Source organism: Alicyclobacillus sendaiensis NBRC 100866 (genome assembly GCF_001552675.1).
GTDB lineage: Bacteria > Bacillota > Bacilli > Alicyclobacillales > Alicyclobacillaceae > Alicyclobacillus > Alicyclobacillus sendaiensis.
The window spans coordinates 26,295-40,166 of record NZ_BCRQ01000022.1; the positions used below are offsets into that span (position 1 = coordinate 26,295).

General features: G+C 62.2%; 10 protein-coding genes. 1 reads left to right on the forward strand and 9 read right to left on the reverse strand.

The annotated features are described in order from the left end of the window. The first annotated feature begins 25 nt into the window (after positions 1-25). Positions 26-1,726, forward strand: a complete 1,701-nt coding sequence (gene argS / locus AS26_RS06200) for an arginine--tRNA ligase (RefSeq protein ID WP_062307303.1) — start codon at positions 26-28, stop codon at positions 1,724-1,726. An 84-nt stretch (positions 1,727-1,810) separates the two neighbouring features. Here argS and hprK read toward each other — a convergent pair whose 3' ends face one another. The 9 genes from hprK to menC form a co-directional block, all read right to left on the reverse strand. Beyond that, a complete protein-coding gene (gene hprK / locus AS26_RS06205; RefSeq protein ID WP_062307305.1) occupies positions 1,811-2,758 on the reverse strand; it encodes an HPr(Ser) kinase/phosphatase in 948 nt (315 codons plus the stop codon). Positions 2,759-2,782: 24 nt separating this feature from the next. Beyond that, positions 2,783-5,656 carry an excinuclease ABC subunit UvrA gene (uvrA, locus tag AS26_RS06210; RefSeq protein ID WP_062307308.1) on the reverse strand — a complete coding sequence of 958 codons (2,874 nt, stop codon included), beginning with the start codon at positions 5,654-5,656 and terminating at the stop codon, positions 2,783-2,785. 24 nt (positions 5,657-5,680) lie between these two features. After that, entirely contained in the window at positions 5,681-7,672 is a 1,992-nt protein-coding gene (gene uvrB, locus AS26_RS06215; RefSeq protein ID WP_062307310.1) for an excinuclease ABC subunit UvrB, read from the reverse strand. Between the two features lie 282 nt (positions 7,673-7,954). After that, positions 7,955-8,770, reverse strand: a complete 816-nt coding sequence (locus tag AS26_RS06220; protein WP_062307312.1) for a flagellar motor protein MotB — start codon at positions 8,768-8,770, stop codon at positions 7,955-7,957. Then, positions 8,748-9,545 carry a flagellar motor protein gene (locus AS26_RS06225; RefSeq protein ID WP_062307315.1) on the reverse strand — a complete coding sequence of 266 codons (798 nt, stop codon included), beginning with the start codon at positions 9,543-9,545 and terminating at the stop codon, positions 8,748-8,750. Before AS26_RS06225 ends, AS26_RS06220 begins: the two co-directional genes overlap by 23 nt. 17 nt (positions 9,546-9,562) lie before the next feature. Beyond that, positions 9,563-10,852 carry a PDZ domain-containing protein gene (locus tag AS26_RS06230; protein WP_062307319.1) on the reverse strand — a complete coding sequence of 430 codons (1,290 nt, stop codon included), beginning with the start codon at positions 10,850-10,852 and terminating at the stop codon, positions 9,563-9,565. 40 nt (positions 10,853-10,892) lie between these two features. Further along, on the reverse strand, positions 10,893-11,783 hold the full coding sequence (gene ftsX / locus AS26_RS06235; protein ID WP_062307323.1) for a permease-like cell division protein FtsX: 891 nt from the start codon (positions 11,781-11,783) through the stop codon (positions 10,893-10,895). Continuing rightward, the gene (gene ftsE / locus AS26_RS06240; protein WP_062307327.1) at positions 11,773-12,459 is read right to left on the reverse strand and encodes a cell division ATP-binding protein FtsE; all 687 of its coding nucleotides are present in this window, start codon (positions 12,457-12,459) and stop codon (positions 11,773-11,775) included. The genes ftsX and ftsE overlap by 11 nt, the downstream gene beginning before the upstream one ends. 181 nt (positions 12,460-12,640) lie before the next feature. Then, the gene (gene menC / locus AS26_RS06245) at positions 12,641-13,774 is read right to left on the reverse strand and encodes an o-succinylbenzoate synthase (RefSeq protein WP_062307331.1); all 1,134 of its coding nucleotides are present in this window, start codon (positions 13,772-13,774) and stop codon (positions 12,641-12,643) included. Positions 13,775-13,872 lie beyond the last annotated feature (98 nt).

The window sequence follows — 13,872 nt, forward strand, 5'->3', positions numbered from 1 at the left end:
CGCTTTTGGAGGACTGTACAGGGGGATGAACGTGAGATCCATCAAACGTGCCATCGCACATGCGATTGCAGACGCTGTCGCACGGCCGGTCAATGACGTGGCTCAGATGCTCGAATATCCGCCCAATCCGGCCCTTGGCGATCTCGCCCTGCCCTGCTTTCCGTTCGCGCGGGAGATGCGAAAAAACCCCGTGCAGATTGCGGAGGAACTCGCCGAGCGCGTGCGGCAGGTCGACGGCGTGGAGAGCGCTCAAGCCGAGAAAGGGTTTCTGAACATTCGACTCGCGCGGGCCCCGTTCGCACAGGTCGTGATCGAACAGGCCATCGCGTCCGTCCACGACCTGTTCTCGTCGGAACGGGGGCGCGGGCGAACGGCCGTGATCGACTACTCGTCGCCAAACATCGCCAAGCCGTTTGGCGTCGGACATCTGCGCTCGACCATCATCGGCCACGCGCTCAAACGGATGATGCGCGAGGACGGGTGGAGAGTGGAAGGCGTCAACCACCTAGGCGACTGGGGCACGCAGTTTGGCAAGGTGATTGCGGCGTACCTCAAGTGGGGTAGCGAGGAGGAAGTGCGCAAGGACCCGGTCAAGGAGCTGTTCCGCCTTTACGTCCGGTTTCACCAGGAGGCGGAGTCGGCGCCGGAACTCGAAGACGAGGGGCGACTGTGGTTCAAGAGGTTGGAAGAGGGCGATCCGGAGGCCACGCGGCTGTGGCGCTGGTTCATCGACGAAAGCCTGCGCGCCTTCAAACAGGTGTACCAACTGCTCGGCGTGGAATTCGAGCATTACATCGGCGAGAGCTTCTACAACGACAAGATGGACGCGATTGTGCAGGAATTGCGGGAGAAGGGGCTGTTGGTCGAAGACCAGGGCGCGGAAGTGGTCGACTTGTCCGCGTACGGCATGCCGCCCTGCATCATCGTCAAATCGGACGGCACGTCCATCTACGCCACGCGCGATCTCGCCGCCGCCGATTACCGGCACAAGGCGTTCGGCGCGGACACGCTCCTGTATGTCGTGGGCGCAGAACAAAAGCTGCACTTTGAACAGGTGTTCAAGGTACTCGAGCTCATGGGGCGCGACTACGCGAAAAACTGCGTGCACGTCCAATTTGGGCTCATGAAATTCAACGGCCAGCGCTTGTCGACGCGGCGCGGACACGTGGTCTACCTCGAAGACGTCTTGCAGAAGGCCATCGAAGAAGCGCGGGCCATCATCGAGGAAAAGAACCCTGGACTGGAGAACAAGGACGTCATCGCTCGCCAAGTGGGCGTGGGCGCCGTGATCTTCAACGATCTCAAGACGTACCGGATCCACGAGGTGGACTTCCGTTACGAGGACGTGCTCAACTTTGACGGCGAGACCGGCCCCTACGTGCAGTACACGCACGCTCGCGCGTCGAGTGTGTTGCGCAAGGCCGGCGCGGACGCGCTCGCTTGGTCCCCGGACTACGCGCCGGATGACGCGGAATGGGCGCTCGTCTTCCTGCTCGCGCAGGCCAACGAGTCCTTGGAACGCGCTGTCGATGCGTACGATCCGTCCGTGATGGCCCGGTATGCCCTTCAGATGTGCCACGCCTTCAACCGCTTTTATCACGACCATCCCATTCTCCAAGCGGACGAGCCGGCGCGGACATCGAGGCTCGCCCTCACGCGGGCCGTGCGCGAGGCGCTCGCCAAGTCCCTCTTCCTGCTCGGCATCGAGGCACCGGAGGAAATGTGAAAGCGGCGGACATTCCGCCGCTTTCGCTTTGCACGCTGCGTGCGCCGCCGCGGCCCGACTGCCGCGACGGTCGCCCGTTCGCTCTCAAGCGCTTCCCTCGGACTGCGCCGCAATCATCTGCTCCAGCTCCGCCGCGAACTGCTTCGCCGCGTCAAGCCCCATGCCCTTGAGCCGGAAGTTCATGGCGGCCACCTCCACGATGACCGCCAGGTTGCGACCGGGCCGCACGGGGACCGTCACCTTCGGCAGCTCGATGTCCAGGATCTTCATGGTCTCCGTTTCGATGCCGAGGCGATCGTACGCGTAGTTATCGCGCCACGCCTCGAGGTGCACGACCATCGAGATGCGCTTGTGCGTCCGCACGGCCCCCGCGCCAAACAGGGTCATGGCGTTCAGGACGCCAAGGCCGCGGATCTCAATCAGGTTCTGCAACAACGGCGGTGCGCTGCCGACGAGATAGTCGTCGGAGATCTGCCGAATCACGACGGCGTCGTCGGCGACAAGACGATGGCCCCGCTTGATGAGCTCGAGCCCCGTCTCGCTTTTGCCGATCCCGCTCGAGCCGATGATGAGAATGCCAATGCCGTACACATCCACCAGCACGCCGTGCTGCAAGGTTTCAGGCGCCAGCTTGTCCTCGAGGTAGTTCGAGATGCGCGCCGTCAAGCGCGTCGTCACCATGGGCGTTCCGAGAACCGGAATGCGTCGAGAAGCGGCTTCCTCCAGCAAGACCGGCGGCGGCGTGTCACCGCGCGTGATGATGATGCACGGCGTCTGCTGATACGAACAGAACGCAAACGCCCGCAGGGCCCGTTCTTTCTCGTTGAGCCCGCGCAAAAAGGACAGCTCGGTTCTCCCTAAGATCTGCACGCGCTCCGCCGGATGATAGCGCAGGTATCCCGCGAGCGCCAGCCCCGGGCGATTGATGTCGCGCGTGTAGATGACGCGGTCCAGATCCGCGTCCTCGTTGAACACGTGCAGGTCGAGATCGCGCACAAGTTGCCTGACGCTCACGCCTCGCGGATTGGCCACGGGCCCATCCTCCCTTCCCGGCGCTCAGTCGCGAGCCGCCTCGAGGTCCAGTGCTCGGCGCGCGGCCATCCGGGCGCGGTCCCGCTCCAAAATGGGGCCGAGAAACCGCCCGGTGTGCGACTGCGGGTTGCGGCAGACTTCCTCCGGCGTGCCGGCCGCCACAACCTGCCCGCCGCGGCTGCCGCCCTCCGGGCCGAGATCGATAAGATAGTCCGCCGTCTTGATGACATCCAGGTTGTGCTCAATGACGAGCACCGTATCCCCATTCTCGACCAGGCGGTGAAGGACCGTCAAGAGCCGCTCAATGTCGGCCACGTGAAGCCCCGTGGTCGGCTCGTCGAGAATGTACAGCGTGCGGCCGTTCGATCGCCGGTGGAGCTCCGACGCCAGCTTCACGCGCTGCGCCTCGCCGCCCGACAGCGTCGTGGCCGGCTGGCCCAGCTTGATGTACCCGAGACCCACATCGATCAAGGTCTGCAGGCGCCGGCGGATCCGCGGGATGTTCTCGAAGAACGCGCACGCGTCCTCCACGGTCATGTCAAGCACATCCGCGATGTTCTTGCCCTTGAAGGTGACCTCAAGCGTCTCCCGATTGTACCGCTTGCCCTTGCACACCTCGCAGGGCACGTACACGTCGGGAAGGAAGTGCATCTCAATTTTGATGATCCCGTCGCCCTTGCACGCCTCGCAGCGGCCGCCGCGCACGTTGAAGGAGAAGCGCCCTTTTTTGTACCCGCGCATTTTCGCCTCGTTCGTGGCGGCAAACAGATCGCGGATGTCGTCGAACACGCCCGTGTACGTAGCTGGGTTCGACCGCGGTGTGCGCCCAATCGGCGACTGGTCGATATCGACCACCTTGTCGAGGTGCTCGAGCCCGAGGATGGCGTCGTGATCGCCCGGCCTGACGCGCGCGCGGTTCAGGTCCCGCGCCAGGGCCTTGTGCACGATCTCGTTCACCAGCGTCGACTTGCCCGAGCCAGAGACGCCAGTCACGCACGTGAAGAGCCCGATGGGAATGCGGACGTCGATGTTCTTCAGATTGTTCTCTCGCGCGCCGCGCACCTCGAGCCAGCGGCCGTCCGGCTGCCGCCGCTTCTCAGGCACCGGGATGAAGCGCTCCCCAGACAGGTACTGCCCCGTGAGCGACGCCGGATTCCGCATGATCTCGTCCGGCGTCCCCTGCGCCACCACCTCGCCACCGTGAATGCCCGCGCCTGGGCCCATGTCGAGGATGTAGTCGGCCGCTCGCATGGTGTCCTCGTCGTGTTCCACGACGATGAGGGTGTTGCCGAGATCGCGCATGTGCTCGAGCGTGCGAATGAGCCGCTCGTTGTCCCGCTGGTGAAGGCCGATGCTCGGCTCGTCGAGGATGTACAGCACACCCATGAGCGACGAGCCGAGCTGCGTCGCCAGCCGAATCCGCTGCGCCTCGCCGCCCGACAGCGTGCCGGCCGATCTCGCCAGCGTCAGGTAGTCGAGGCCCACATCCCGCAAAAATCCGAGCCGGCTCTCAATCTCCTTTAAGATCTGGCGGGCAATGTGCATCTCCTTCGCAGAGAGCTCGAGGCTCTGGAAGAACTCGAGCGCCTCGCCGACGGTCATCTCCGTGACCTCCGCGATGTTTTTCCCGCCAACCAGCACGGCCAGGCTTTGCGGCTTGAGGCGCCGTCCGTGGCAGGCGGGACAAGGTTTCGCGCTCATAAACGATTCGATGAACTCGCGGATGGACTCGGACGTCGACTCGCGGTAGCGGCGCTCCAGATTGGGGATAACGCCCTCGAACGGAATGTGGGCGGTCTTGTGCTGGCCGAAGTCGTTCTCATACGAGAAGCGAACGAGCTGCCCATTGCCGCGCAGGAGGAGCTGCACGGCCTCCTCCGGCAGCTCCGCGATGGGCACGTCCGTCGGAATGCCGAACGCCCTGCACGCCGCCCGCAACAACTCCGGATAATAATTGGAGAACGAGCCGCTCCAGGGCGCGATGGCGCCCTCTTCGATGGTCAGCGACGGGTTGGGGATGACGAGCTGCTCGTCCACTTCCAAGTTGACGCCCAGACCTGTGCACGTCTCGCACGCGCCGAATGGGCTGTTGAACGAGAACATGCGCGGCGCCAACTCGTCGACCTGAAAACCGCAGTGCGGACACGCGGCGTTTTGGCTGAACAGCATCTCCTCGCCGTCCATCACGTCGATCACGACAATCCCGCCCGACAGACCGAGCGCCGTCTCCAGCGAATCCGCGAGCCGGCTCGCGATGTCGTCCCGCACGACGAGCCGGTCCACGACGGCCTCGATGGTGTGCTTGCGGTTCTTTTCAAGCTGGATATCTTCGTCGAGATCGCGCACCTCGCCGTCGACGCGCACGCGGACGAAGCCCATCTTCCGCATTTGTTCGAACACCCGTTGGTGCTCGCCTTTTCGCCCGCGCACCACCGGAGCCAGCACCTGCAGTCTTGTCCGCTCCGGGAGCTGAAGGACGCGATCGACCATCTGCTCGATGGTCTGGGACTGAATCGGGATGCCGCAATTGGGGCAGAAAGGCTGTCCCACCCGGGCGAAGAGAAGCCGAAGGTAGTCGTAGATCTCCGTCACCGTGCCGACCGTCGATCGCGGATTGCGGCTCGTCGTCTTTTGGTCAATGGAAATGGCGGGAGACAGGCCGTCGATGCCGTCGACGTCCGGTTTATCCATCTGGCCCAGGAACTGGCGGGCATACGCCGAAAGCGACTCCACGTACCGCCGCTGGCCCTCCGCGTAGATGGTGTCAAAGGCGAGCGACGACTTGCCGGAGCCGCTCAGGCCGGTGACGACGACAAACTTGTCACGCGGAATCTTGACGTCGATATTCTTCAAGTTGTGCACGCGAGCCCCGCGCACGTGGATGTAATCCTGTGGCATGCCGTTTCCTTCTTCCTTCGCGCCTCACGACGCGTCCATGAGTTCCATGATCATGTCCCGCAGTTCCGCCGCGCGCTCGAACTCCAGGGCCTTCGCGGCCGCCTTCATCTCCTGCTCCAGCTTGGCGATGAGCTCCTTGCGCTCGCGGCCCGACAGCTTTTGCGCCTTCTCCGCCACGGCCACGTAGTCCTCCGCCGACTCCGCCACCTTGGTGGATTCGATCACGTCTCGGACCGCCTTGCGGACGGTCTGCGGCGTGATGCCGTGTTCCCGGTTGTATGCGATTTGCTTTTGTCGCCTTCGTTCCGTCTCCTCGATGGCGATACGCATGGACTCGGTGATGGTGTCGGCGTACATGATCACCGTGCCGTTCGCGTTGCGCGCGGCGCGGCCGATGGTCTGAATGAGCGACGTGTGCGACCGGAGAAAGCCTTCCTTATCGGCATCCAGAATGGCGACGAGGGAGACCTCCGGCAGATCCAGCCCCTCTCGGAGGAGGTTGATCCCCACCAGGACGTCAAACACGCCGCGCCGGAGATCGCGCAAAATCACCATGCGCTCGATGGTCTTGATGTCCGAGTGGAGGTAGCGCACCTTGATGCCGAGCTCCTTCAGATAATCGGTGAGGTCTTCGGCCATCTTCTTCGTCAGGGTGGTCACGAGAACCCGCTCGTCCCGCCGGATCCGCTCGCGGATCTCGCCGACGAGATCGTCAATCTGGCCTTTGACGGGCCGCACGTGGATCTCCGGATCCACAAGCCCCGTCGGGCGGATGATTTGTTCGACAATGCGCTGCTGATGCCGTTGCTCGTACGGCCCGGGCGTGGCGCTGACATAGATGCACTGGCCGACGGCCCGCTCGAACTCCTCGAACTTGAGCGGCCGGTTGTCCGCGGCCGAAGGCAGGCGGAACCCATGCTCGATGAGCGTCTGCTTGCGGCTGCGATCGCCGTTATACATGCCGCGCAACTGCGGAATGGTGACGTGCGACTCGTCGATGAACGTCAGAAAGCCCGGCGGAAAATAGTCGAGCAGTGTGTACGGAGGCTCACCAGCTTCGCGGCCCTCCAGGTGCCGCGAATAGTTCTCGATCCCCGAACAAAATCCCATCTCGAGCATCATTTCGATGTCGTAGTTCGTCCGCTGCTCGAGCCGCTGCGCCTCAAGCAGTTTGCCCTGCGCACGCAGTTCCGCGAGCCGCTCCTCCAACTCGGCGCGGATCCGCTCGATGGCCCTCTCCAGCCGCTCGCGCGAGGTGACATAGTGCGACGCAGGAAACACGCTGAAGTGGGACCTTCGCGCGACCACCTCACCCGTCAGCACATTGATCTCCGAGATTCGGTCGATCTCGTCGCCGAACAGTTCGACGCGAATGGCATTCTCGTCGCGAGACGCCGGGAAAATCTCAACCACGTCGCCGCGCACTCTGAACGTGCCGCGCGTGAAGTTCACGTCGTTGCGGGTGTATTGCATGTCGACCAGCTTGCGAAGCATCTGGTTTCGGTCCATCACCGCCCCGACCCGCAGCGACAGCACGTGGTGCCGATACTCTTCAGGGTTGCCGAGGCCGTAGATGGCGGATACGCTCGCGACCACCAGCACATCGTTCCGCTCCAGAATGGCCGCGGTGGCCGAGTGGCGTAGCTTGTCAATCTCCTCGTTAATTTTGGCGTCCTTCTCGATATACGTGTCCGTCGACGGGATGTACGCCTCCGGCTGATAGTAGTCGTAGTAGCTGACGAAATACTCCACGGCGTTGTTGGGAAAGAACGCGCGAAACTCGGCCGCCAGTTGTGCGGCGAGTGTCTTGTTGTGCGCGATGACCAGCGTCGGGCGATTGACCTCCGCGATGATGTTGGCCATCGTGAACGTCTTGCCCGATCCCGTCACGCCAAGCAGCGTCTGATGACGGAGGCCGCTGTACACCCCATCGACGAGCGCCTCAATAGCCTGAGGCTGATCGCCCTGAGGCTTCATGTCCGTCACAAGCTCAAACTTGCCAGGTAGCTGGGACATGCCTCGCCCTCCTCCTTCGTTGGCTTCCTGCGGACCGGGATGGACACACCTGCACTCTATCACACCAAACGAGAAAAAGGGAACACACGTTCCCTTCAACCTGCGATGCCAGCCAGCCGAGATCACTCGTTCATTATAAAAAAACGGAAGCCGCGGTTGCAAAGCGGACGCGGGTTCGTATTCCTCGCCCGCGGTACTCGCCCCATTCACGCAGGCGCCCGATCCGAAACCGTGGAACGCCGAGAAGGCGGAACGCCCGTATCCACCGCTTCGCCGCTGCCGTCAACTCGTTGGAAGTGCGGGAGCGGTGCCCGGCGCGTAGATCTTGCGCAGGATGACGATGTTCACGCGGCGATTGGCCTGGCGCCCTGCCGGCGTGGCGTTTGACGCCACGGGGTGATACTGGCCGTAGCCCATGCCCGCCAGCCGCGTGGGGTTGATGCCGTGATCGGCCAGAAAGCGCACCACGCTCATGGCGCGTGCCGCAGAAAGCTCCCAGTTGGACGGGTAGATGGGCGTGTTGATGGGCTGTGTGTCCGTGTACCCTTCGACGACGATGTCGTTCGAGATCTGTTTGAAAAACGGGATCAGCCCTTCGATGATGGCCTTGGCCTTTGGCAAAAGGACGGCTTGGCCCGTATTGAACAGCGCCACATCTCGCATCGTGATCTGCACGCCGCGCGCCTCGTCGACCACTTGGACTTCGCCCGTCAGATGATGGTTCGCGATATATTGCTGGATCTCTCGATACAACAAGTCGAGTTGCTTCGCATCTGTGAGGTCCTCGTTCGACTGCTGGTTCTGCGTCGTCGCGTTGGTCGGATTATTTGGGTTCTGCAAGTTGTCGGGGAACTGCTGGCCATTGTTCTGATCGCCGCTTTCCAAGAGCGCCGTCGTGCCCATGTTGAGGGGGATCTGCCGGCCCGGGTGGAGGGCCTGATACAGCGATTCGGCCAGGGTCGCGAAGCGCGTCTTGTCAATGGTCGACATGGCGAACATCACGACGAAAAACACGAGCAAAAGCGTGATGAGATCGGAGTACGTCACCAGCCAACGCTCATGGTTCTGCTTACGCTTAGGCTTCTTGCGCCGCTCCACTCCGGACCCCCGCCTTCTTCTCCACGCGATCCGACGCCGCCAGGAACGACAGCAACTTTTGCCTCAACACGTTCGGGTTCTCGCCAGCCTGAATCGACAGGATGCCTTCGAGCGTCATCTCCCGCTCGAGCATCTCCTCCTGCGATCGCGCCCGCAGCTTGTTCGCGACCGGAAGCCAAAAGATGTTGGCGCTCGCGACGCCGTAGAGCGTCGCAATGAACGCGGTTGCGATCTCGGGGCCGAGCGAACTCACGTCGCTCAGACTGCCGAGCACGTGCACGAGCCCCATCACCGTGCCGATGATGCCCATGGTCGGTGCGAATCCGCCGGCGGCTTCGAACATGGTAATTCCGACCTCGTGCCGCTCCTCGATGTGCGCGAGCTCGGTCTGCAACATGTCCTTGACCAGTTCCGGGTCGATCCCGTCCACAATCAGCCGCACGCCGTTGCGCATAAAGGCGTCGTCGAACGAATTGACGTGGTCTTCGAGCGCCAAGATACCCTCCCGGCGGGCCATGACGGCGAGATCGACCAATTGGTCGATCTGCGCACGCGGATCTCGCTTGGGCGCGAAGAAGGCAATCCGCAGGTACTTCGGCAGCGAGAGGAAGACCTTCAGAGGGCTGGACAACATCGTCGCGCCAAGGGTGCCGCCGAACACAATCATCATGGCGGAAGGCTGAATCAGCGCGGCGATGTTTCCCTTGTCAAGGATGTAGCCCCCGAGCAGGCCGCCAATGCCGAGGAGCAGCCCGAATACCGTGGCAAAATCCATGCGAGCGCCTCCTTCTACTACGAGCGAGATGTGTCATCGCGCACCGCGCCGCCGGGTACGCGCAGGTACAGCGTCTCGAGAAATCCGAACGGCCGCTTCAGCCGAAGCACAGGCTCTTCCCCGGGCAGGACGAAGATGAGACCGAGCGTGTGCCGCTCGCCTTCGTACACAGGACTCGATACGAGCCGGGGCTCGCCGCGGCGATCCGTGATCTGAAAACGCGCATACGCGGGACTTTGCTCCAGCGCGAAGTGGAAGTCGTACTCCGTATGGACGGGCGCCTGATTCACGTGCGTGATGAGCTCTCCCGGCCGGATGCCAAGTCGCTCGGCGAGCGATCCCCGGATCACGTACAGCACGCGAAGCCCCTGGCTGTCAGGGGCAAATTGAGGCTCCAGAGCTCGATCCATGCGCCGGATGACCACTCGGAAGAGCTCCGTCAGGACGATGGCTGCGACGGCCGCAAAGAGCACGGCCTTGGGTTGCCAGAGGTACGCGCCCGCAAAGCCCGCGGCGAAAATCAGCCCGCGAAGGACGTCGAACGCGCGCAGGTGGTTGAGCGCGCGCTCGATAGGCAGCGAGGTCAAGAGCGCGTGCCAGCCGAGCGCGAGCGGCACCGCAAACCACGCAACCGGTTGCCCGGAAGCCACGTGCCAAGGGTGCCAGCCAGAGCCAAACACCATCTGCGCGTGCGTGAACGGCGTGATCCACACCGCCACCGGAACGACATAGCCAAACTGGAGTTTCATCGCACCCATCCGGCGGCCTCGTCGAGAGGTGACGAGCGCCGGCAGGATGGCATCGCGCGTGCCCCACAGGCCGAGCACGGCTTCACACAGCGCAGCAGCCGCTGCAATCGCCATCCAGTTCGCCTGCGGCATGTCCACGATGGCCCGCCAAACCGGCAGAACGGATGGAGGCACAGCACCTGTGTACGCGCGCGCAAGCGAGGACAGCAGGACGGAGACCGAGATGGCGATGGGCGCCGCAGCCATCCGTGATCGGATCACGCCGAGCAAAATCGACACGGCGAACACGTACAGCGCGGACGAGATCGTCACGTGGGCCCCGACCGCAAGCAGTGCAAAGCTCGCCGCGAGCCCCACCACGACCGCCCTGCCGTAGCGGAGAAGGAGCGTCTTGCCGATTCGCGTGACACGCACGCCGAACCAAACGCGCTCTCGGCGCACATTTCTCACCAGGTCCCATACGACGAAGCCTGTCACCACGTAGTGATACGGGTTCAGCACGAAGCTCAGGAGCAACAGGCCAACGAGCGCCCACCAGCCATTCGCCGTCACATGCATGCAAGCGTATCCCTTTCCCTAACCCGCGGTGAAAGCCATGCTAGACGCGGAGAAAGCGCCGGACGGTGATGACGCCTCCCCACATGCCGATCAAAAGTCCCATGGTGATCAGAATCACCGCGAGCTTGACCTCGATCTGACTCGCCTGGACGAGTGGAAATGCCAGCCCACTGAACACGCCCTTCGCCTTCACGTAGAGCGATCGGTAACCATACACGAGAAGGGCCACCGGGATCACGCTGCCAATGAGCCCGATGATCATGCCCTCAATGATGAACGGCCAGCGGATGAACCAGTTGGTCGCACCGACCAGTTTCATGATCTCGATCTCTCTGCGGCGGTGAAAAATGGTCATTCGGATGGTGTTCGAGATGAGGAACATCGACGTGATGACGAGCCCCACCACAAACACGATGCCGATGTCCCTCACGACGGCCAACGTGCGAAAGATGCTGGACGCCAGCTTGTGCGGATCGCGCACGGCCGCGACCCCCGGGATCTCGCTCACTTCTTTCGCCAGCCGGTCAATCTGATGCGGGTCCTGCGGCTTCACCACAATCTGAATGGGCAGCGGGTTTTGTTTGAAGGCGTTCAGCACGTCGCTCAATTCCTGGCCCAACTCTCGTTTCATCTGCTGAAGCCCTTCGTTCTTGGAGATCACCTGCACGGACGCGACGCCCGGCAACGCGCGGATCTCCTGCGCCACTTGCTCACCCTGCTTCTCCGATGCGTTCACGTTCAAGAAGGCACTAAACTCGAGTTGCCCCGTGACGCTGTTCGACATTTGTTGCACATTGAACGTCAGAATCAGGGAAAAGCCGAGCACCGCAAGGGTCACTATCACGGCGCTCAACGCCGCAAACGACATCCACCCGTTACGTACGACGTTCTTGCACCCTTCACGCACGTGCCGCAGCCATCTAGTCATCATAGCCGTAATACCCTTTCTCCTCGTCTCGCACGATCACGCCATTCTCAATCGCGATAACGCGCTTGCGCATCGTGTTGACAATCTCCCGGTTGTGTGTCGCCATCACGATGGTCGTGCCGAGATCGTTGATCCGCTGAAAAAGGCGCATCACGTCCCATGACGTCTCTGGGTCCAGATTTCCCGTCGGCTCGTCCGCAATGACCACGGCCGGGTTGTTCGCGAGCGACCTTGCGACGGCAACGCGCTGCTGCTCGCCGCCCGACAACTGATGCGGATACATGTTCATCTTATCTTCCAAACCCACTTGTTCAAGAACTTCTCGAACCCGCTTGCGAATGTACTTCGGTGGCGCTCCGATGACCTCGAGCGCAAACGCAACGTTCTCCGCCGCTGTCAGTTTGGGCAGCAACTTGAAGTCCTGAAAGACCACGCCGATGGTCCGGCGCAGAAAGGGGATTTTGCGATCCTTCAACTTTTCGATGTTGAATCCATTGATGAAGATGTGCCCGCGCGTCGGTCGCTCCTCGCGGTACATCAACTTGATGAAGGTCGACTTTCCGGCTCCGCTCGGGCCGACGATGTACACGAACTCGCCCTTTTGAATGCGGACCGAAATGCCATTCAGGGCCTGGGTCCCGTTGGGATACTCCTTCCAGACGTCCTGCATTTCAATCACTGTGTGGATCTACCCCTCATCCCATGATGTAGTGTGACCATGTTCTTCTCTCTTGTCTGTCCAACAAGCGTGAACATCTTGCCCCGCGGCACATTCGACCCCCACGACACACGCTGACCCACTTCGACACCGAGCCCCAAAAATCCTGTTGGCAAATGGTGTCCAATGTTCGAACGCGACTTCAGAGCTTGCGCAGGTCAACCGTCCAAGTGGCTGTCGAAAACCGACGTACGGCGTCGAGATCGACCCAATCCGCCACGCCGGCGCACTGCGGGACCGTGATCATGCCTGGTTCGGCGAAGACAATGGGGGCCTTGAGCACGTCCTGTTCGAAGTATCGATCGCTCGGGCCGAGATCGGTCGCGTACCGCATCACAGGCAAGGAAGCGACAATGAGCCCGTGCACACGGCCAACGCCCGTCTCGTACATTCCCCCGACCCAAGCGGACATCCCGGCTTCACGAGCCAGGTGTAGGACATCCAACGTCGCCTGAAACCCACCTAGCCGTCCAGGCTTCACGTTCAACACGCGGGCCGCGCCGAGCCGAGCCGCGAGCTTCAGCTCTCGCACCGTCCGAATACTTTCGTCCAGGCAAATGGGGGTTCTGAGCGCCCCTTGGAGATCGGCCAAATCAAGCCAGTCGCCTTCTGGAATCGGCTGCTCGATAAACTGGAGCTGGTATGCGTCGAGCTGTTGCAGCGCGGAGGCGTCTTCTCGGCGATAACTCCCATTGGCATCGGCCGCAAGAGCAAGGTCCGGGTAACGCCGGCGGATCGCCTCGATAGCTGCGCGATCCCGCCCCGGCGCAATCTTCAGTTTCACCCTGCGAAATCCCTGCTCCACCGCCTTGTCCACGGACCGAATCAGGGCATCCAGCGATTCGGACAAACCGATAGTCGCGCCGACTTCCACCCGATCACGGTCGCCTCCGAGCAGCGTGGTCAAGGGCTGACCCGTCCTCGCCGCGTACCAATCCCACATCGCCATTTCCAGCGCAGCCTTGCTCATGAAATTTCCGCGCACGTCGTGAAAGGCGGCGCCGACACTCCTCGGATCTGCCCCCGTCGCTTGACTCCGAAGCCATTTCGCCAATCTTGGCACGAGATGCTGGACGAGCATGGCCCAGGCGGTGTCCGTGCACTCCTCTGTGTACGTCGGTTCCGCGAGCGCCACACATTCGGCCCAACCTTCAGCCCCTTCCTCATCGATCATCCGCACGAGGATCGCCTGTTTCTCGCGAATGGGGCCATGAGCCGTCTCCATGGGAAACTTGAGCGGCAGAGAGAGGCGGTGTAGCGCGCAAACTTGAATCATGCGGAAACCCCTCTCGCCTCAAGGAGTAGAAACATGTTCGAGTCATTTCAGAGGTATATCGCAATACCGCAAATGTTGCAAGCCACACGAGAAAAAGG